Raw genomic sequence first — 18,522 nt, 5'->3', positions numbered from 1 at the left:
CCAAGGGCGCCCGCCGCGCCCCGGCCAAGAAGGGCCCGCGCAAGGGCAAGGCCGAGGAAGGCGAGGCCGCCGCGGCCGAGTAAGCCGCACCCGGCGGCCGCCCCGCGCGGCCGCCATCCCCCCGCGGGCCCGCCCCAGGCAGGCCCGCTTGCGGGCGGGCCGCCCCGCGCAGGCATGCGCGACGGCCCTCCGCCCGCTCCGCCCCGGCGCGGAGCCACCTTCATCCCGTTAGAGAGGAATTCCCGTGGAAATCACTGCTTCCCTGGTCAAGGAACTGCGCGAGCGCACCGGCGCCGGCATGATGGAGTGCAAGAAGGCCCTGACCGAGAACAACGGCAACATCGACGCCGCCGCCGAGTGGCTGCGCAAGGCCGGCCTGGCCAAGGCCGACAAGAAGGCCGGCCGCGTGGCCGCCGACGGCCGCATCGCGGTCGCCCAGGACGGCGGCAAGGCCGTGCTGGTGGAGATCAACTCCGAGACCGACTTCGTGGCCAAGGACACCAACTTCCTGGCCTTCGCCGAGGCCGTCGCCCAGGCCGCGCTGGCCTCCGGCGCCGCCGACGTCGAGGCCCTGAAGGCCGCCAAGCTGGCCTCCGGCGAGACCGTCGAGGAAGCCCGCGCCGCGGTCATCGCCAAGGTCGGCGAGAACGTGCAGGTCCGCCGCCTGGCCCTCATCGACAGCGCCAACAACGTCGCCGCCTACGTCCACGGCGGCCGCATCGGCGTGCTGGTCGAGGTCAAGGGCGGCGACGCCGAGCTGGCCCGTGGCATCGCCATGCACGTGGCGGCCATGAACCCGCCGCACATCAAGGCCTCCGACGTCCCGGCCGAGTTCATCGCCAAGGAGAAGGAGATCGAGCTGGCCAAGATGTCCGAGAAGGACAAGGCCAAGCCGGCCGAGATCCTGGAGAAGATCATCTCCGGCAAGATCAACAAGATCGTCAACGAGGTGACCCTGTACGGCCAGCCGTACGTGCTGGACACCAACCAGAGCGTCGAGCAGGTGCTGAAGGCCGCCGGCGCCGAGGTGGTCCGCTTCGAGCGCCTGGCCGTGGGCGAAGGCATCGAAAAGAAGGAAGACGACTTCGCCGCCGAGGTCATGAAGCAGGCCGGCCTGGCCTGATCAGCCTCCTGGCGCAGTCCCCGAGGAAAAGCCGCGGCCCCGCCGCGGCTTTTCCGCATTAAAGGCCCCGGCGAGCCAGCCGATACCGGTAGCGGAGGCAGCCATGCGCCAGCGCATGGACCGCCACGTTGGGACCGTGGACCCACGCCACGGCGGCAGGTTTCTCCCTGACAGCCACAGACGATGCACCCGGACCTCGAAGCCAGCCTCCTGCACTGCCGCAACCTGCCGTCGCCGCCGGCGATCGCCCTGCAGATCATCGAACTGGCCCAGGACCCCGACGCGGACCTGGCCACCGCCGCGCGGGTGATCGCCATGGACCCCGCGCTCAGCGCGCGCCTGCTGCGGGTGGCCAATTCCCCGCTGTACGCAGGGCGCCGCCGGGTCGAGACCCTGGCCCAGGCGACCACCATGCTGGGCCTCAACGCCACCCTGAGCCTGGCCCTGGGCTTCTCCCTGGCCCGCGGCCTGCGCGCCACCGACGGCGCCGCCGCCGAGCAGGAACGGCTGTGGAAGCGCAGCGTGCTGTCGGCCCTGGCCGCTCGCCTGCTGGGCGAGCACGCCGGGCTGGAACGGCTGGAGGACCTGATGCTGGCCGGCCTGCTGCAGGACATCGGCGCCCTGGCCCTGCTGCAGGCCCGCCCCGATGCCTGGCTGGCCCTGCAGGACGGCGGCCGCGTCCCGGCACCGCTGGAGCGCGAGCGCGAGGTGCTCGGCGACGACCATGCCGCGGCCGGCGCCTGGCTGGCCCGGCAGTGGCAGCTGCCCGACCACCTGTGCGACGCGATCGCCGCCAGCGAGGGCTGCCCGGCCCCGGCCAACGCCTTCCAGGCGTGCGTGTTCGCCTCCGGCGCGGTGGCCACCCTGTGGCTGGCCGACGATGACCCCGACGGTGCCCTGCGCACCGCGGCCGAGGCCCGGATCGAGGCCGGCGGCATCGGCGGCCCCGGCACCCTGGACAGCCTGCTGGCGCAGATGGCCTCGGCGGCGCAGGGCTTCGGCGCCCTGTTCGACATGCGCATCGTGCAGCCGGCGCACCTGCAGGCGATCATCGAGCAGGCGCGCGAGCTGCTGGTGCTGCGCAACCTGCGCGAGATCCAGGAGGCCGCCCGCGCCCGCCGCGAGGCCGACGCCTCGCGCGAGCACATCCGCCACCTGACCGAACAGGCCCGGCGCGACCCGCTGACCGGGGTCTACAACCGCATGCAGCTGGAGGAGGCGCTGGAGCGCGAGTTCGCCGCCGCCAGCGCCGCCGGCCAGCCGCTGTCGATCGCCTTCGTCGACCTGGACGGCTTCAAGCAGATCAACGACCGCCACGGCCACCTGGTCGGCGACCAGGTCCTGCGCCAGTTCGCCCAGACCCTGCAGCGCCTGCTGCGCAGCACCGACCTGGTCGCGCGCTACGGCGGCGAGGAGTTCCTGGTGGTGCTGGCCCATTCCAACGAGGCCGCCGCGGCACGGGTGCTGCGGCGGATCCTCGAGGAGACCGCGCGCACCCCGATGGCGGTGGTCGATGGCCACCCGCTGTACGTGACCTTCTCCGCCGGCGTCGCCAGCCGCGACGGCCACGACAGCCCGTTCGCCGACGCCCGCGCCATGCTCCAGGCCGCCGACCAGGCCCTGTACCTGGCCAAGCGCCGCGGCCGCAACCAGGTGGGCCAGCACGGGCAGTGAGGATGTGCGGGCGCAGGCGCCGGGGTTTCCGCTAGAATCCCCGCGTTTGTCCACCCCACTCCCGAGGCCCCCCATGTCCGATCTCGTCCACCGTCGCGTGCTGCTGAAACTTTCGGGAGAGGCGCTGATGGGGTCGGAGGACTACGGCATCGACCCGGTGGTGATCCGGCGCATCGCCGGCGAGGTGATGGAGGCCCGCGAGGCCGGTGCCGAGATCGCCCTGGTGATCGGCGGCGGCAACATCTTCCGTGGCGCCGGCCTGGCCGCCGGCGGCATGGACCGGGTGACCGGCGACCAGATGGGCATGCTGGCCACGGTGATCAACGCCCTGGCCATGCAGGACGCGCTGGAGAAGCTCGGCGGCAAGGTCCGGGTGATGAGCGCGATCAAGATCAACGACGTGTGCGAGGACTACATCCGCCGCCGCGCCGTGCGCCACCTGGAGAAGGGCCGCATCGCGATCTTCGCCGCCGGCACCGGCAACCCGTTCTTCACCACCGACTCGGCCGCCGCCCTGCGCGCGATCGAGATCAACGCCGACCTGCTGCTGAAGGCCACCAAGGTCGACGGCGTGTACGACAAGGACCCGAAGAAGCACCCCGACGCGGTGCGCTTCGAGGAACTGGACCACAACGAGGTCATCGCCCGCGACCTGCAGGTGATGGACACCGCCGCCTTCGCCCTGTGCCGCGACCACGGCATCCCGCTGCGGGTCTACGACCTGTCGGTGCCGGGCAACCTGATGGGCATCCTGCGCGGCGAGCCGATCGGCACCCTGGTCCGCGCCCGCCGCTGACCGCGGCCGCCGCACCCCGACCCCGCGAAGGGCCGCGCACGCGCGGCCCTTTTTCGTGCCTTGCCGCCGCGCCCGGGGCCAGGGATGGCATTACCCGTATAATCGGCCGATTCGGCTCCACCAGGAAACACGGCGATGATCAACGAAATCAAGCAAGACGCGCAGGCACGCATGGCCAAGAGCATCGAGGCCCTGCGCCACAACCTCGTCAAGGTCCGCACCGGGCGCGCCTCCACCGGCCTGGTCGACTCGATCAGGGTCAGCGCGTACGGCAGCGAGGTCCCGCTGTCGCAGGTGGCCGCCGTCTCCGTGTCCGACGCCCGCTCCCTGGTCATCCAGCCCTGGGACAAGGGCATGGTCGGCCCGATCGAGAAGGCCATCCTCGGCTCGGACCTGGGCCTGACCCCCAACACCGCCGGCACCACCATCCGCCTGAACCTGCCGCCGCTGACCGAGGAGCGCCGCCGTGAGCTGGCCAAGGTCGTGGCCGGCGAGGGCGAGGACGCCAAGGTCGCCATCCGCAACATCCGCCGCGACGCCAACCAGAAGGTCAAGGACCTGCTGAAGGAAAAGCAGATCAGCGAGGACGACGTGCGCCGCGCCGAGGACGAGATCCAGAAGATCACCGACAAGGCGATCAAGGACGTCGACGAGGTGGTCAAGGCCAAGGAACAGGAACTGATGGCGGTCTGAGCGGTCTGCCATCCGCATGACCCTCATGTCCGCCCCAGAACGCACCCCGGTCCCCCGCCACCTTGCCGTCATCATGGACGGCAACGGCCGCTGGGCGCAGCGCCGCCGCCGCCCGCGCGTGGTCGGCCACCGCGCCGGCGCGCGCGCGGCCGAGCGCACCATCGACTTCTGCCTGGACCGGGGCATCGGGGCGCTGACCCTGTTCGCCTTCTCCAGCGAAAACTGGGGCCGGCCCGAGGAGGAAGTCAACGCCCTGATGAAGCTGTTCCTGGGCGCGCTGGAACGCGAGGTCGGGGCGCTGGACAAGCGCGGCGTGCGCCTGCGCTTCATCGGCGACCGCGAGCGCTTTTCCCCGGCGATCCGCGAGCGCATGGCCGCCGCCGAGGCGCAGACCGCCGGCAACGGCCGCCTCGAGCTGGCCGTTGCCGCCAGCTACGGCGGGCGCCAGGACATCGCCTTCGCCGCCCGCGCCTTGGCGCGCGAGGTGGCCGCCGGGCGCCTGGACCCGGAGCGGATCGACGAGGCGGCCATGGCCGCCCACGTCGCCCTGGCCGACCTGCCCCCGCCGGACCTGTTCATCCGCACCGGTGGCGACCACCGGATCAGCAACTTCCTGCTCTGGCAGCTGGCCTACACCGAGCTGTGGTTCACCGACACGCTCTGGCCCGACGTGGACGCCAGCGTGCTGCAGCGTGCCCTGGACGACTTCGGCCGGCGCGAGCGCCGGTTCGGCCTGACCAGCGCGCAGATCGCCGCAGCGGAGACCTCCGCATGACCCGCACCCGCGTGATTGCCGCCCTGGTGATGGCCCCAACGGCCATCGCCGCCATCCTGCTGCTGCCCACCCCGTGGCTGGCCGCCGTGGCCGCCCTGGTCATGCTGACCGGCCTGTGGGAATGGCTGAAGCTGGCCGGGGTCGACGACAGCCTGCCGCGCACCGTGCTGGTGGGCCTGAACCTGCTGCTGATGGTCCTGCTGGTCTGGGCCTCGCGCAGCGAGGCCGGCTTCTCGCCGGTGCTGTTCCAGCTGGCGACCCTGGCCGGCGCCGCCGGCTGGGTGCTGTCCCTGCTGTGGCTGTGGCGCCCGGGCTTCGGCGCCGCCGACCGCCCCGCCAACCGCGCGCTCAAGCTGGCCGCCGGCACCCTGGCCGTGGTCCCGGCGTGGTGCGCCCTGTGCCTGGTGCACTCGGACAGCTTCGCCGCCCTCGGCGGTCCGGGCGAGCCGATGGCCCACCGCTGGCTGCTGGCCGCGCTGGCCCTGGTCTGGGCGGCCGACACCGGTGCCTACTTCGCCGGCCGCCACCTGGGCCGGCGCAAGCTGGCGCCGACCATCAGCCCCAACAAGACGGTCGAGGGCGCGCTGGGCGGCATTGCCGGCGCGGTGCTGGTGGCCCTGGCCTTCGGCGCCCTGGCCGGCGCCGGCGTGGCGCAGTGGCCGGGCCTGGCGCTGGTCGCGCTGCTCGCGGCCCTGGCCTCGATCGTCGGCGACCTGGTCGAGAGCCTGCTCAAGCGCCAGGCCGGGGTGAAGGATTCCGGCGACCTGATCCCGGGCCACGGCGGCGTACTGGACCGCGTCGACGGCGTCCTCGCCGCCCTGCCGGTCTTCGCCATCGGCAAGGAAATCGCCGGGTTCTGAGCGAGGCCTTCCCCATGTCTTCCCCCGCCGACATCCGCCGGGTCGCCGTCCTCGGAGCCACCGGCTCCATCGGGACCTCGGCCCTCGATGTCATCGCCCGCCATCCCTGGCGCATGCGCGCCACCGTGCTGGCCGCCGGCGGCCGGGTCGATGCCCTGGTCCAGCTGTGCATCGCCCACCGCCCCGAGCACGCGGTGATCGCCGACCCGGCACTGTTCCCGCGCCTGCGCGACGGGCTGCGCGCTGCCGGCCTGGCCACCCGCGCCCACGCCGGCAGCGAGGCCCTGGAGGCGCTGGCCGCCGGCCCCGATTGCGACACCGTGGTCGCCGCCATCGTCGGCGCCGCCGGCCTCGGCTCCACCCTGGCCGCGGCCCGCGCCGGCAAGCGCCTGCTGCTGGCCAACAAGGAATCGCTGGTGCTGGCCGGCGAGCTGGTGATGGCCGCCGTGCGCGACGCCGGGGCCGAGATCGTGCCGATCGACAGCGAACACAGCGCGGTCTTCCAGTGCCTGCGCTCCTGCCGCGGCGAAGGCGTGCGCCGGATCGTGCTGACCGCCTCCGGCGGTCCATTCCGCGGCCGCAGCCGGGCCTCGTTGGCCGAGGTCACCCCGGCCCAGGCCGTGGCCCATCCCAAGTGGTCGATGGGCCCGAAGATCTCGGTCGACTCGGCCACCCTGATGAACAAGGGCCTGGAGGTGATCGAGGCCCACCACCTGTTCGGCCTGCCCGGCTCGCGGATCGACGTGCTGGTGCACCCGCAGAGCCTGGTCCACGCCCTGGTCGAGTACGTGGACGGCTCCACCCTGGCCCAGCTGGGCCTGCCGGACATGCGCACCGCCCTGGCGGTGGGCCTGGGCTGGCCGGAGCGGATCGAGTCCGGCGTGGCCGGGCTGGACCTGCTGGCCCAGGGCCGGCTGGAGTTCGAGCCGCCGGACATGGACGCCTTCCCCTGCCTGCGCCTGGCGCGCGGGGCGATGGATGCCGGCGGCACCGCCCCGGCGGTGCTCAACGCCGCCAACGAGGAGGCGGTTTCAGCCTTTCTTCAGGGGCGCGTGGGTTTCCTAGCCATTCCCGCGCTGGTCGAGGATGCCCTCGCCGCATTGCCGGCCGCGCCCGCCAGTTCCCTGGAGGCGCTGCTGCAGGCCGACGCGGACGCGCGCCGAGTGACCCGCCAGATGATCGACCACCGTTCCCCCGGCGGTGCCCCAGCCACCCCGCTCCAGGATGCCCGCCATGGGTGAGTTCCTCGGCTCCGTCTGGTGGCTCATCGTCAGCCTCGGGCTGCTGGTGACCTTCCATGAGTTCGGCCACTACTGGGTGGCCCGCCGCTGCGGCGTGGACGTGCTGCGCTTCTCCGTCGGCTTCGGCAAGCCGCTGTGGTCGCGCCGCAACCGCGCCGGCACCGAGTTCGCCATCGCCGCCATCCCGCTGGGCGGCTACGTGAAGATGCTGGACGAGCGCGAGGGCGATGTCCCGGTCACCCGCCAGGCGCATGCGTTCAACCGCCAGAACGTGTGGCGGCGGATCGCGATCGTGGCCGCCGGCCCGCTCGCCAACCTGCTGCTGTGCGTGGCCCTGCTGTGGGTGATGTTCATGGTCGGCCGCCAGGACTACGCCCCGGTGCTGGGTCGGGTCGGGGGCGTGGCCGCCGAGGCCGGTCTGCAGCGCGGTGACCGCCTGGTCGCGGTCGACGGCCGCCAGGTCGCGACCTGGACCGATGCCAGCCTGGCCCTGGCCGCCCCGGCGCTGGACCGCCGCGACATCGAGGTCACGGTCGAGGATCCCGCCGGCCGTGTCGCCACCCGCACCCTGCGCCTGTCGCGCCTGCCGGACCAGCTGGACGAGCGCCGCCTGGCCGAGCACGCCGGCCTGGCCTGGCAGTTCATGCTGGCCCCGGCCCGGGTCGACCAGGTCCGCGCGGACGGCGCCGCCGCCGGCGCCCTGCTGCCGGGCGACGTGATCCTGGCGATCGACGGCCAGGCGGTGAACGCCGCCGACGAGGTCGCGCCGCTGGTGCGCGCCCTGGGCGAGCGTGGCGGCCCGGGCATGATCGAGGTCGAGCGCGAGGGCGAGCGCCTGGCGATCGAGCTGGAGCCGCGGCGCAGCACCGATCCGGCCCGCGCCGGCGCGTGGGAGCTGGGCATCGTCCTGGCCCCGCCGCAGGCCCCGGCCTATGACGCGGTGCAGCGCTACGGCCCGCTGGCGGCCCTGCCGGTGGCGCTGCGCGAGACCGGCCGCCTGGCCTCCGACTCGCTGGGCATGATGCGGCGCATGGTCACCGGCGAGGCCTCGGTGAAGAACCTCTCCGGCCCGGTCACCATCGCCCGTGCCGCCAACGCCTCGGCCAAGCGTGGCGCCGACTGGTTCCTGTACTTCCTGGCCCTGCTGTCGCTGAGCCTGGCCATCATCAACCTGCTGCCGATCCCGGTCTTGGACGGCGGCCACCTCCTGTATTATTCGATCGAGTTGATCAAGGGCAGTCCGTTGAGCGAGCGGGCGATGGCCACCGGCCAGTACGTCGGCCTGGCCCTGCTGGCCGGCCTGATGGGCCTGGCCTTCTACAACGACCTGCTCGGCCTGCTCCCGCGATGACCCTGACGACCACCGGCGCGCGGCGCCGGCGATTCCTGCCCCGATACCCGTTTTCCACCGGATGTGACATGACGCGATTCCCCGTTCGCCGCCTGCTCGCCCTCGCCCTCGCCTCGTCCCTGAGCCTGTCGGCGATGGCGCAGACGGCCGAGCCGTTCACCGTCGCGGACATCCGCATCGACGGGCTGCAGCGCATCGCGGCCGGCACGGTCTTCACCTACCTGCCGGTGGAGCGCGGCGAGACCCTGGACGCGTCCAAGGCCGGCGACACCGTGCGCGCCCTGTACCGCACAGGCTTCTTCGAGGACGTGCGCCTGGACCGCCAGGGCGACATCCTGGTGATCACCGTCACCGAGCGCCCGGCCATCAACAAGCTCACGCTCAACGGCAACAAGGACATCAAGAGCGAGGACCTGCTGCGCGGCCTGCAGGACATCGGCCTGGCCGAGGGCGAGACCTTCGACCGCCTGGCACTGGACCGCGTCACCCAGGAGCTGACCCGCCAGTACAACAACCGCGGCAAGTACAACGTCCAGATCACGCCCACGGTCAGCCAGCTGGACCGCAACCGCGTGGACGTGACCATCGACATCAAGGAAGGCAAGGCGGCCAAGATCCGCCACGTCAACCTGGTGGGCGCCGAGTCCTTCGACACCGAGGAGATCCTGGATACCTGGGAGTCCAAGGAAAGCTCGTGGATGTCCTGGTACCGCCGCGACGACCAGTACTCCAAGGAAAAGCTCTCCGGCGACATGGAGAAGCTCAACTCCTGGTACCTGGACCGCGGCTACGTGGACTTCAGCATCGACTCCACCCAGGTGTCGATCAGCCCCGACAAGCGCGAGATGTACCTGAGCACCTCGATCACCGAGGGCGAGGTCTACAAGATCTCCGAAATCAAGGTCACCGGCGACACCATCCTGCCGCAGGACGTGGTCGAGCGCATGGTGATCCCCAAGGCCGGCGACACCTTCTCGCGCGTGCTGCTTGAAGCCAGCGCCGACGCCATCACCAACACCCTCAGCAACATCGGCTACGCCTTCGCCCGGGTCAACCCGATCCCGACCCCGAACCGCGCCGACCGCACCGTGGCGATCAACCTGCAGGTGATCCCCGGCCCGCGCGTGAACGTGCGCCGGATCGTGTTCAAGGGCAACACCCGCACCTCCGACGAGGTCCTGCGCCGCGAGATGCGCCAGTTCGAGAACGCCTGGTATTCGCAGGCGGCGATCGACCGCTCCACCGTGCGCCTGCGCCGCCTGGGCTACTTCGAGACCGTCGAGGTCGAGACCCCGCAGGTGCCGGGCAGCGGCGACCAGGTGGACGTGGTGTTCAACGTCAAGGAGACCACCTCCGGCAGCTTCGTGTTCGGCCTCGGCTACTCGCAGCTGGCCGGCATGACCGCCTCGGTGCAGCTGTCGCAGAGCAACTTCCTCGGCGGCGGCAACCGCGTGTCGGTGGAGGCGCAGCGCAGCGACTACCTGCAGCGCTACGCGTTCTCCTACATCAACCCGTTCTTCACCGACGAGGGCGTGTCGCTGGGCTACAACGTCTGGTGGCGCGAGCTGGACTACTCGGACTTCAACACCGCCCAGTACAACAGCACCAACGCCGCGGTGCAGACCGTGCTGGGCCTGCCGATCACCGAGCACAGCTCGGTCTCGCTGCTGTTCGGCATCGACAGCAACCAGATCCAGGCCTGGGGCGGCTACACCCCGCAGGCGATCGTCGACTACCTCGACGCGGTCGGCCAGCGCACCTTCCACGCCTGGCGCACCGAGCTGGGCTGGGCGCGCGACACCCGCAACGACTTCTTCATGCCCACCCGCGGCACCTACCAGCGCGTGGGCCTGGAAACCACCCTGCCCGGCTCGACCGCCGAGTACTACAAGCTCAGCTACGAGTTCTCGCGCTACTGGCGCCTGAGCCCGGCGTTCGTGCTGCGCACCGGCCTGGACCTGGGCTATGGCGACAGCTACGGCAGCGAGACCACCCGCCACCTGTGCGTCCCGGTCGACGGCACCACCGCCGATCCCTGCACGCCGGACGCGGCCGGCTACCGCAAGACCGTCACCGCTTCCGGGCTGCCGTTCTTCGAGAACTTCTACGCCGGCGGCACCCGCTCGGTGCGCGGCTTCCGCGACAACACCCTGGGTCCGCGCTCGGAGGTCATCGCCGGCTACCGCGGCCAGCCGATGGGCGGCTCGCTGAAGACCGTCGGCCAGATCGAGATGGTGTTCCCCAAGCTGTTCGACAGCAATGCCGCGCGCGTCTCGGCCTTCGTCGACTTCGGCAACGTGTACAACGGCATCGACGACTTCGACAGCGGCGAGCTGCGCGCCTCCGCCGGCGTGGCCCTGCTGTGGCGCGCCCCGGTGGGCCCGATCTCGATCAGCTACGCGTTCCCGTTCCGCAAGAAGGAAGGCGACGAGCTGGAGCGCCTGCAGTTCACCTTCGGCGGCGGCTTCTGACGCCAGCGCCAGCAGGCACAGGCACGAAGGGCGCCTTGCGGCGCCCTTCGTGTTTCCGGCGGCCCGATCCGGCCGCCGCAGGCCGGGACCGGTGGCGTAGCCCGGACAGGGCCGCAGGCCGCATCCGGGAGGACACGCCCGCCAAGTACCGGACGCGCTTCGCCGATCCGGGCTACGCGGGCGCCGGGCCGCCTTCCCCTCCCGCGGCCGGTGGGCGTGCCGCGGCATCCTCGATCCGGCCCAGCTGGTCCAGCACCGCGGTCGCATAGCAGCCGGCCGGCAACGCGAACGCCAGTTCCAGCAGGTCATCGGCAAGCCAGCGCCAGGCCAGTCCCTGCGGGCGCAGGCGCAGCGCGCGCCGCTCCTGCTCCAGGCCGGCGCGTTCCAGGCCCTCGCGCAGCTTCAGCGAGGTCGGGTCGTCCATCGCCGCCAGCTCCAGCGCCTGGCAGGCGCCTTCGCTGCGCGGCGCGCCGCGGCCCCACAGCGGACCGCTGGGATGGATGTCGAACGCGGCCAGGCGCCTGGCGATGTCTTCCGTCATCGGCTCTGGTCCGAACACGCTGCGGCTGCCCTCCAGGGCCCAGACCTCGCCGTCCAGGCCGCGGTCCCAGCTGCCGTCGGCCACGCGCGCGGCCAGCACCTGGTTGAACAGCGCCGAGCGCGCCGCCGACAGCAGCATCGAACGCTGCTCGCGCCCCACCCGTTTGCCGGCGAACATCGCCAGCGCCTTGGCGATGTTGCCGCCGCCATGGCCGAAGCGCTGGTCGCCGAAGGCATTGGGCACGCCGCGGGCGGCGACCTGCCGCAACCGCTCCTCGATCGCCGCGTGTTCGCCCTGCACCCCGCGCAGCACCAGCACGAAGCGGTTGCCGGCCAGCGCCCCGCGCGGCAGCTTGCGCCTGTGGCGGGCCTGGGCCAGCACGCGCAGGCCCTCGCGCTCCAGCGCATCCAGCGGTGGCGGCTCGCGCCCGGGCAGCTGCACGCTGAAGCGCTGCACGGTGACCGCGTGGCGGTCCTTGAGCCCGGCATAGCCGACCGCCACCTCCGGCACCCCGGCCCAGCGCGCGATCTCCCCGGCGACGAAGCCGGTGTTCATGCCGCGCTTCTCGATGGTCAGCAGCAGGTGCTCGCCGTCGCCGCTGGCCTCGAAACCGTCCAGTTCCTCGACCCGGAAATCCTCCGGGACGGAGCGGATCCGCGCCGCCAGCACCGGCGCGCCGAAGGCCTGCATCGGCGCGTTCACGCGCGCACCAGCAGCGCCACCGCCTGCGCGGCGATGCCCTCGCCGCGGCCGGTGAAGCCCAGCTTCTCGCTGGTGGTGGCCTTGACGCTGATCGCGTCCAGGTCCACGCCGCAGGCCTCGGCGATGCGCTGGCGCATCTGCGCCGCGTGCGGGCCGACCTTGGGCCGCTCGCAGACGATGGTGATGTCGGCGTTGCCCAGCTTCCAGCCGCAGCCGGCCACCAGGCCGACGCAGTGGCGCAGCAGCACCAGGCTGTCGGCGCCGCGCCAGCGCTCGTCGCTGGGCGGGAAGTGCACGCCGATGTCGCCCAGCGCCAGCGCGCCGAGGATGGCGTCGCACAGCGCATGCAGGGCCACGTCGCCGTCGCTGTGCGCGACCACGCCGCGCTCGTGCGGCACGCGCACGCCGCCAAGCATCACGTGGTCGCCCTCGCCGAACACGTGGACGTCGTAGCCCTGGCCGATGCGGAAGGGAGGGATGTCGATTGCCATGTCGCAGGTTCCGGTCGTTGCCGGACGGTCCGGCACGTCGTGCCTATTGTGCCCTCCGGGTGGCAGGACCGGGCGTATCCCCTCAGCCAGCGAGGATGTCGGGCCAGAACGCCACCAGGTTCTGCAGCGCATGCGGCAGCGCCGCGGCGGCGAAGGCGTGGCGGAAGGAGCGCCGGCGCCAGGTCATCCAGCAACAGCTGAAGACGAAGAACGGGAACCAGGTGCCGATGAACCAGATCGGCGCGACCAGGCCATGCAGCAGCCCCCAGAGCAAGCCTGCGAGCAAGGCCCTGGACGGGATGCTCCAGCGCCCTGGCATCAGCGCCAGCATCCCGCCCAGCAGCAGGGTCTCCACCACCGGCGCGAACAGGACGCCCCCGATGAAGGCGCGCCATCCGGTACCGGCGTCGACCTGGTCCATTCCGTCCCTCGGAAGGCCTGCAAGCTCCAGCACGGCAAGCCCGAGCGCGACGCAGGCCAGGGCACCGGCGAGGGAGACCAGGAAGGCCAGGAACGACCGCCACAACAGGCGGCCATCCGGGTCAGCCAGCAACGCGTCGCGGAAGAACCTTCCCACCTTCGCCATCACGACCTCCCTGTCGTGCCGGCACCGCTCAGCGGCGCGAAAGCTCGAACTCGAACCGTGCCAGGTCGGCGGGCGTGGTGACCTTGAAGTTGTCCTCGCGGCCTTCCACCAGCAGCGGGCGCTGGCCCTGCAGTTCGAACGCCATGGCCTCGTCGGTGACCTCCACCCCTGCGGCCGCGGCGGCCTCCAGGGCGCGGGTCAGCTGCAGGCGCCGGAACAGCTGCGGGGTCAGCGCGCGCCACAGCCGCTCGCGCGGCTCGGTGCGGTCGATGCCGCCGTCGTCGCCGGCGCGCTTGAGGGTGTCGCGCACCGGCGCAGCCAGGATCGCGCCGACCGGATCGAGCCGGCCGCGCTCCAGCAACCGGTCCAGGTCCTCCAGCGCCAGGTTGGGACGGGCGGCATCGTGGACCAGCACGAAATCGTCCGGGCGCACCGATTCGGGCAGCGCCTGCAGCGCGGCCAGCACCGAGGCGGCGCGGCTGTCGCCGCCGGTGCAGGCCAGCAGCGGCTTGCCGCGGTACTCGTGCCAGCCAGGCCAGCGCGGGTCGTCGCCGGACAGCGCCACCACCACCCCGGCCACCGCCGGGTGCGCCAGCAGCGCGTCGAGGGTGTGCACCAGCAACGGCTTGCCGGCCACTTCCAGGTATTGCTTGGGGACCTCGCCGCCGAAACGGGTGCCGCGGCCCGCCGCGGGCACCACCGCCCAGATGCCGCCCATCAGTCCTCCTCCGCCGCCGGCGGGGGCGGCAGCGGGCGCGGCGGGGTGTCCTCGACCACGCGATAGAACACCTCGCCCGGCTTGATCATGCCCAGCTCGCTGCGCGCGCGCTCCTCGACCGCGGCCACGCCCTCCTTGAGGTCGCGTACCTCGGCCGCGAGCGCGGCGTTGCGTTCCTCCAGGCCCGCGTTCTCGCGGCGCTGGGCCTCGACCTGCGCCGCCAGCGCGGTGACCTCGCCCGCGTTGCCGATGCCGAACCAGAGCCGGTACTGCAGCCATCCCAGCAGCAGGACCAGCCCCAGGAGCACCCATCGCAACACGGGCGATCCTCCCTCAGCGCTTCAGCGAGACGAAGGCGTCGCGGCCGGCGTAGCGGGCCGAGCCGCCCAGCGCTTCCTCGATGCGCAGCAGCTGGTTGTACTTGGCCACGCGGTCGCTGCGGCACAGCGAGCCGGTCTTGATCTGGGTCGCTGTGGTGGCCACGGCGATGTCCGAGATCGTGGTGTCCTCGGTCTCGCCCGAGCGGTGCGAGACGATCGAGGCGTAGCCGGCCTTGTGCGCCATGGCGATGGCGTCCAGGGTCTCGCTCAGGGTACCGATCTGGTTGACCTTGATCAGGATCGCGTTGGCGGTGCCCGAGTCGATGCCCTGCTTGAGGATCTTCGGGTTGGTCACGAACAGGTCGTCGCCGACCAGCTGCACCTTGCTGCCCAGGCGCTCGGTCAGCTGCTTCCAGCCGGCCCAGTCGTCCTCGGCCAGGCCGTCCTCGATGGTGATGATCGGGTACTGGGCGACCCAGTCGGCCAGGAAGTCGACGAACTGCTCGGAGGACAGGCGCTTGTTCTCGCCCACCAGGTGGTACTTGCCGTTGTCGTAGAACTCGCTGGAGGCCACGTCCAGGCCCAGCAGCACGTCCTCGCCGGCCTTGTAGCCGGCCTTGCCAATGGCCTCCAGGATGGTGTCCAGGGCCTCGACGTTGCTGCGGAAGTCCGGGGCGAAGCCGCCCTCGTCGCCCACCGCGGTGCTCAGGCCGTGGCCCTTGAGCACGGACTTGAGCGAGTGGAACACCTCGGTGCCGGCGCGCAGGGCCTCGGAGAACGAGGAGGCGCCGACCGGCAGGATCATGAACTCCTGGAAGTCGACGTTGTTGTCGGCGTGGGCGCCGCCGTTGATGATGTTCATCATCGGCACCGGCAGCGACACGTTCGACTCGGTGATCGAGGCGATGTACTGCCACAGCGGCTGCTTCTTCGAGGCGGCCACGGCATGGGCGGCGGCCAGCGACACGCCCAGCAGCGCGTTGGCGCCCAGGCGGCCCTTGTTCTCGGTGCCGTCCAGGTCGATCAGGCGGCGGTCCAGGCCCTGCTGGTCGGCGGCGTCGAAGCCGGCCAGGGCCTCGGCGATGGCGCCGTTGACGTTGGCCACCGCGTTCTTCACGCCCTTGCCCAGGTAGCGGGTCTTGTCGCCGTCGCGCAGCTCCACCGCCTCCTTGGTGCCGGTGGAGGCGCCGGACGGCACCGCGGCACGGCCGAAGGAACCATCGGCCAGGGTGACCTCGGCTTCGAGGGTGGGGTTGCCGCGGCTGTCGAGGATTTCGCGGGCGTGGATCTTGGCGATGCTGGTCATTGGGATGGCTAGCGTCCGGTGGGTGGAGTCGTCCGGAAGTTTAACGGAGCCGGGCCCGGCTTTGGCGGCTTTTCCCGGGCTTTTCCGCCACTTGCGGCGGCCCGCCTTCGTTGCCGCGGAAACGGCCGCCCCGGAACGCAGGACGGGCGCCCTGGGGCGCCCGCCTGGTCGTGCCCTGGCCACCCCCACGGGGCGGTTTCAGAGGGTCTGTTCGATGAAGCCGTGCTTCTTGGTGATCGAGTCCAGCGCCAGCAGGGTTTCCAGCAGCGCCTCCATCTTGCCCAGCGGCCAGGCATTGGGGCCGTCGGACAGGGCCTTGGCCGGATCCGGGTGGGTCTCGGCGAACAGGCCGGCCACGCCCACGGCCACCGCCGCGCGCGCCAGCACCGGCACGAACTCGCGCTGGCCACCGGAGCTGGTGCCCTGGCCGCCCGGCAGCTGCACCGAATGGGTGGCGTCGAACACCACCGGGCAGCCGGTCTGCCGCATCACGCTCAGCGAGCGCATGTCGCTGACCAGGTTGTTGTAGCCGAAGCTGGCGCCGCGCTCGCACACCAGGATCTGCTCGTTGCCGGTGGACTTGGCCTTCTCCACCACCGGCTTCATGTCCCACGGCGACAGGAACTGGCCCTTCTTGATGTTCACCGGCTTGCCGGCCGAGCACACGTTGCGGATGAAGTCGGTCTGCCGCACCAGGAACGCCGGGGTCTGCAGCACGTCCACCACCGCGGCCACCTCGTGCAGCGGGGTGTATTCGTGCACGTCGGTCAGCACCGGCACGCCGATCTGGCGCTTGACCTCGGCCAGCACCTTCAGGCCCTCCTCCAGGCCCGGGCCGCGGAAGCTGCTGCCGGAGGTACGGTTGGCCTTGTCGAAGCTGGACTTGAAGATGAAGTTGATGCCCAGCTTGCCGGTGATCTCCTTGAGCCTGCCGGCCACGTCCAGCTGCAGCTGCATCGATTCGATCACGCAGGGGCCGGCGATCAGGAACAGCGGCTGGTCCAGGCCGACTTCGAATCCGCACAGTTTCATTGCTTCTTCCTCTTCCGGGGACGGCGGCCGGCGCGCGGCGCCGGCGACTGGACGATCGGTTCACCCCGGCCGGCGCGAAGGGCGCGCCAACCGGGCGGCGGGCCTCAGGCCCGCGCCTCCTTCAGCAGCTTGCCGCCGGCCTTCTTCTCGCGCGCGGCGCGGATGAAGCCGACGAACAGCGGATGGCCCTCGCGCGGGGTGGACAGGAACTCCGGGTGGGCCTGGCAGGCCAGGAACCACGGATGCTCGTTGCGCGGCAGCTCCACCATCTCCACCAGGGTGTCGTCCATCGACTTGGCCGAGATGACCAGGCCGGCGTCCTCCAGCTGGGTACGGTAGCGGTTGTTGAACTCGTAGCGGTGGCGGTGGCGCTCGGCGACCACGTCCTTGCCGTACAGCTCGCGCGCCAGGGTGCCCGGCTTGAGCCGCTGCTCCTGCAGGCCCAGGCGCATGGTGCCGCCCAGGTCGGACTTCTCGTCGCGCTTCTCCACCTCGCCGGTGCTGGTGCGCCACTCGGTGATCAGGCCGATCACCGGGTGCGGGCACTGCTTGTCGTTCTCGGTGCTGTTGGCGCCTTCCAGCCCGGCGCGGTGGCGGGCGAAGTCCACCACCGCCGCCTGCATGCCGTAGCAGATGCCGAAGTACGGGATGCCGTGCTCGCGCGCGAACTTCGAGGTCAGGACCTTGCCCTCGAAGCCGCGGTCGCCGAAGCCGCCCGGGACCAGGATGCCGTCCACGTCGGCCAGCAGCGCCTCGGCGCCTGCGGTCTCGATGTCCTGCGACTCCAGCCACTTCAGGTTGACCCGGGTGCGCTGGCGCAGGCCGCCGTGCTTGAGCGCCTCGCCCACCGACTTGTACGCGTCCTTGTGGTCCACGTACTTGCCGACCACGGCGATGGTGACCTCGTCCACCGGGTTGACCGTGGCGTCGACCGCGGCCTCCCACTCGTGCAGGTCGGCCGGGCGCGGCGGCTGCAGGCGCAGGCGGTCGACCACCAGCGCGTCCAGGCCCTGGGCGTGCAGCTCCAGCGGCAGCTTGTACAGCACGTCCACGTCCTGCACCGAGATGACGGCGCGCTCGGGGACGTTGGTGAACAGCGCGATCTTGCGGCGCTCGCCGTCCGGCAGCGGCTGCTCGGAACGGCACAGCAGCACGTCCGGCTGGATGCCGATCGAGCGCAGTTCCTTGACCGAGTGCTGGGTCGGCTTGGTCTTCAGCTCGCCGGCGGCGGCGATCCACGGCACCAGGGTCAGGTGCATGAACAGCGCCTTCTCCGGGCCGCGCTCGGCACGGATCTGGCGGATCGCCTCCAGGAACGGCAGCGACTCGATGTCGCCCACCGTGCCGCCGATCTCGACCAGGGCCACTTCGTAGCCCTCGGTGGCCTCGTCGATGCAGCGGCGGATCTCGTCGGTGATGTGCGGGATCACCTGCACGGTGGCGCCGAGGTAGTCGCCGCGGCGCTCCTTGCGGATCACCTCGGCGTAGATCCGGCCGGTGGTGACCGAATTCTTGCGGCTCAGGCGGGTGCGCACGAAGCGCTCGTAGTGGCCCAGGTCCAGGTCGGTCTCGGCGCCGTCGTCGGTGGCGTAGACCTCGCCGTGCTGGAACGGGCTCATGGTGCCCGGGTCCACGTTGATGTAGGGGTCCAGCTTCATCATCGTGACCCGCAGGCCACGGGCCTCGAGGATGGACGCGAGCGAAGCGGCGGCGATGCCCTTGCCTAGCGAGGACACCACGCCGCCGGTAACGAAGATCAGGGGAGTCATTTGGCGGGGCTCCGGAAAGCCGTAGTTTACCGGCTCGACCGCCCGAGCCCAAGCCGGCGGCTACCCGCCGGCG

At 71.6% G+C, this 18,522-nt stretch carries 17 protein-coding genes; 9 read left to right on the top strand and 8 right to left on the bottom strand.

Annotated elements, in window-relative coordinates; translation table 11 throughout:
- Positions 1-244: 244 nt before the first annotated feature.
- The 9 genes from tsf to bamA all read left to right on the top strand — a co-directional run bounded on the left by tsf (position 245) and on the right by bamA (position 10,984).
- Entirely contained in the window at positions 245-1,123 is an 879-nt protein-coding gene (tsf, locus tag B351_RS0103085) for a translation elongation factor Ts (RefSeq protein WP_019397591.1), read from the top strand.
- A 183-nt stretch (positions 1,124-1,306) separates the two neighbouring features.
- Positions 1,307-2,797 (top strand): GGDEF domain-containing protein, encoded by a 1,491-nt coding sequence (locus tag B351_RS0103080; protein WP_019397590.1) that lies wholly within the window; start codon positions 1,307-1,309, stop codon positions 2,795-2,797.
- A 73-nt stretch (positions 2,798-2,870) separates the two neighbouring features.
- Positions 2,871-3,593, top strand: coding sequence for a UMP kinase (gene pyrH / locus B351_RS0103075; protein ID WP_026010286.1), 723 nt, complete (start codon positions 2,871-2,873; stop codon positions 3,591-3,593).
- A gap of 135 nt (positions 3,594-3,728) precedes the next feature.
- Positions 3,729-4,286: a ribosome recycling factor gene (gene frr / locus B351_RS0103070; RefSeq protein ID WP_019397588.1), complete on the top strand. Its 558-nt coding sequence runs from the start codon at positions 3,729-3,731 to the stop codon at positions 4,284-4,286.
- Between the two features lie 25 nt (positions 4,287-4,311).
- On the top strand, positions 4,312-5,061 hold the full coding sequence (gene uppS / locus B351_RS0103065; RefSeq protein WP_026010285.1) for a polyprenyl diphosphate synthase: 750 nt from the start codon (positions 4,312-4,314) through the stop codon (positions 5,059-5,061).
- On the top strand, positions 5,058-5,921 hold the full coding sequence (locus B351_RS0103060; protein ID WP_019397586.1) for a phosphatidate cytidylyltransferase: 864 nt from the start codon (positions 5,058-5,060) through the stop codon (positions 5,919-5,921). The genes uppS and B351_RS0103060 overlap by 4 nt, the downstream gene beginning before the upstream one ends.
- Before the next feature lie 14 nt (positions 5,922-5,935).
- Entirely contained in the window at positions 5,936-7,162 is a 1,227-nt protein-coding gene (locus B351_RS0103055) for a 1-deoxy-D-xylulose-5-phosphate reductoisomerase (protein WP_019397585.1), read from the top strand.
- Entirely contained in the window at positions 7,155-8,513 is a 1,359-nt protein-coding gene (gene rseP / locus B351_RS0103050; RefSeq protein WP_026010284.1) for an RIP metalloprotease RseP, read from the top strand. The genes B351_RS0103055 and rseP overlap by 8 nt, the downstream gene beginning before the upstream one ends.
- Before the next feature lie 68 nt (positions 8,514-8,581).
- Positions 8,582-10,984, top strand: coding sequence for an outer membrane protein assembly factor BamA (gene bamA, locus B351_RS0103045; protein WP_026010283.1), 2,403 nt, complete (start codon positions 8,582-8,584; stop codon positions 10,982-10,984).
- 172 nt (positions 10,985-11,156) lie between these two features.
- Here bamA and truD read toward each other — a convergent pair whose 3' ends face one another.
- The 8 genes from truD to B351_RS0103005 form a co-directional block, all read right to left on the bottom strand.
- Positions 11,157-12,215: a tRNA pseudouridine(13) synthase TruD gene (gene truD / locus B351_RS0103040; RefSeq protein WP_050992119.1), complete on the bottom strand. Its 1,059-nt coding sequence runs from the start codon at positions 12,213-12,215 to the stop codon at positions 11,157-11,159.
- Between the two features lie 8 nt (positions 12,216-12,223).
- On the bottom strand, positions 12,224-12,718 hold the full coding sequence (gene ispF, locus B351_RS0103035) for a 2-C-methyl-D-erythritol 2,4-cyclodiphosphate synthase (protein ID WP_019397581.1): 495 nt from the start codon (positions 12,716-12,718) through the stop codon (positions 12,224-12,226).
- An 82-nt stretch (positions 12,719-12,800) separates the two neighbouring features.
- A complete protein-coding gene (locus B351_RS0103030) occupies positions 12,801-13,304 on the bottom strand; it encodes a hypothetical protein (RefSeq protein WP_232207884.1) in 504 nt (167 codons plus the stop codon).
- Positions 13,305-13,332: 28 nt separating this feature from the next.
- On the bottom strand, positions 13,333-14,022 hold the full coding sequence (gene ispD, locus B351_RS0103025; RefSeq protein ID WP_019397579.1) for a 2-C-methyl-D-erythritol 4-phosphate cytidylyltransferase: 690 nt from the start codon (positions 14,020-14,022) through the stop codon (positions 13,333-13,335).
- Positions 14,022-14,342 carry a cell division protein FtsB gene (gene ftsB / locus B351_RS16130; protein ID WP_050992118.1) on the bottom strand — a complete coding sequence of 107 codons (321 nt, stop codon included), beginning with the start codon at positions 14,340-14,342 and terminating at the stop codon, positions 14,022-14,024. The genes ispD and ftsB overlap by 1 nt, the downstream gene beginning before the upstream one ends.
- Before the next feature lie 13 nt (positions 14,343-14,355).
- On the bottom strand, positions 14,356-15,648 hold the full coding sequence (eno, locus tag B351_RS0103015; RefSeq protein ID WP_019397577.1) for a phosphopyruvate hydratase: 1,293 nt from the start codon (positions 15,646-15,648) through the stop codon (positions 14,356-14,358).
- Positions 15,649-15,846: 198 nt separating this feature from the next.
- The gene (gene kdsA / locus B351_RS0103010; RefSeq protein ID WP_019397576.1) at positions 15,847-16,680 is read right to left on the bottom strand and encodes a 3-deoxy-8-phosphooctulonate synthase; all 834 of its coding nucleotides are present in this window, start codon (positions 16,678-16,680) and stop codon (positions 15,847-15,849) included.
- A 104-nt stretch (positions 16,681-16,784) separates the two neighbouring features.
- The gene (locus tag B351_RS0103005; protein ID WP_019397575.1) at positions 16,785-18,449 is read right to left on the bottom strand and encodes a CTP synthase; all 1,665 of its coding nucleotides are present in this window, start codon (positions 18,447-18,449) and stop codon (positions 16,785-16,787) included.
- Between the last annotated feature and the right edge of the window lie 73 nt (positions 18,450-18,522).

This window comes from Pseudoxanthomonas sp. GW2 (assembly GCF_000283075.1).
Classification (GTDB): domain Bacteria; phylum Pseudomonadota; class Gammaproteobacteria; order Xanthomonadales; family Xanthomonadaceae; genus Pseudoxanthomonas.
Note: the sequence above shows the minus strand (reverse complement) of the source record. Positions and strands in the feature narration are given on the sequence as shown.

Coding starts and splice junctions, on each gene's coding strand:
- uppS (WP_026010285.1), top strand. CDS start 4,312: ATGTCCGCCCCAGAACGCACCCCGGTCCCCCGCCACCTTGCCGTCATC.
- kdsA (WP_019397576.1), bottom strand. CDS start 16,680: ATGAAACTGTGCGGATTCGAAGTCGGCCTGGACCAGCCGCTGTTCCTG.
- ispD (WP_019397579.1), bottom strand. CDS start 14,022: ATGGGCGGCATCTGGGCGGTGGTGCCCGCGGCGGGCCGCGGCACCCGT.
- frr (WP_019397588.1), top strand. CDS start 3,729: ATGATCAACGAAATCAAGCAAGACGCGCAGGCACGCATGGCCAAGAGC.
- rseP (WP_026010284.1), top strand. CDS start 7,155: ATGGGTGAGTTCCTCGGCTCCGTCTGGTGGCTCATCGTCAGCCTCGGG.
- truD (WP_050992119.1), bottom strand. CDS start 12,215: ATGCAGGCCTTCGGCGCGCCGGTGCTGGCGGCGCGGATCCGCTCCGTC.
- B351_RS0103055 (WP_019397585.1), top strand. CDS start 5,936: ATGTCTTCCCCCGCCGACATCCGCCGGGTCGCCGTCCTCGGAGCCACC.
- B351_RS0103060 (WP_019397586.1), top strand. CDS start 5,058: ATGACCCGCACCCGCGTGATTGCCGCCCTGGTGATGGCCCCAACGGCC.
- B351_RS0103005 (WP_019397575.1), bottom strand. CDS start 18,449: ATGACTCCCCTGATCTTCGTTACCGGCGGCGTGGTGTCCTCGCTAGGC.
- B351_RS0103030 (WP_232207884.1), bottom strand. CDS start 13,304: ATGGCGAAGGTGGGAAGGTTCTTCCGCGACGCGTTGCTGGCTGACCCG.
- eno (WP_019397577.1), bottom strand. CDS start 15,648: ATGACCAGCATCGCCAAGATCCACGCCCGCGAAATCCTCGACAGCCGC.
- bamA (WP_026010283.1), top strand. CDS start 8,582: ATGACGCGATTCCCCGTTCGCCGCCTGCTCGCCCTCGCCCTCGCCTCG.
- B351_RS0103080 (WP_019397590.1), top strand. CDS start 1,307: ATGCACCCGGACCTCGAAGCCAGCCTCCTGCACTGCCGCAACCTGCCG.
- ispF (WP_019397581.1), bottom strand. CDS start 12,718: ATGGCAATCGACATCCCTCCCTTCCGCATCGGCCAGGGCTACGACGTC.
- pyrH (WP_026010286.1), top strand. CDS start 2,871: ATGTCCGATCTCGTCCACCGTCGCGTGCTGCTGAAACTTTCGGGAGAG.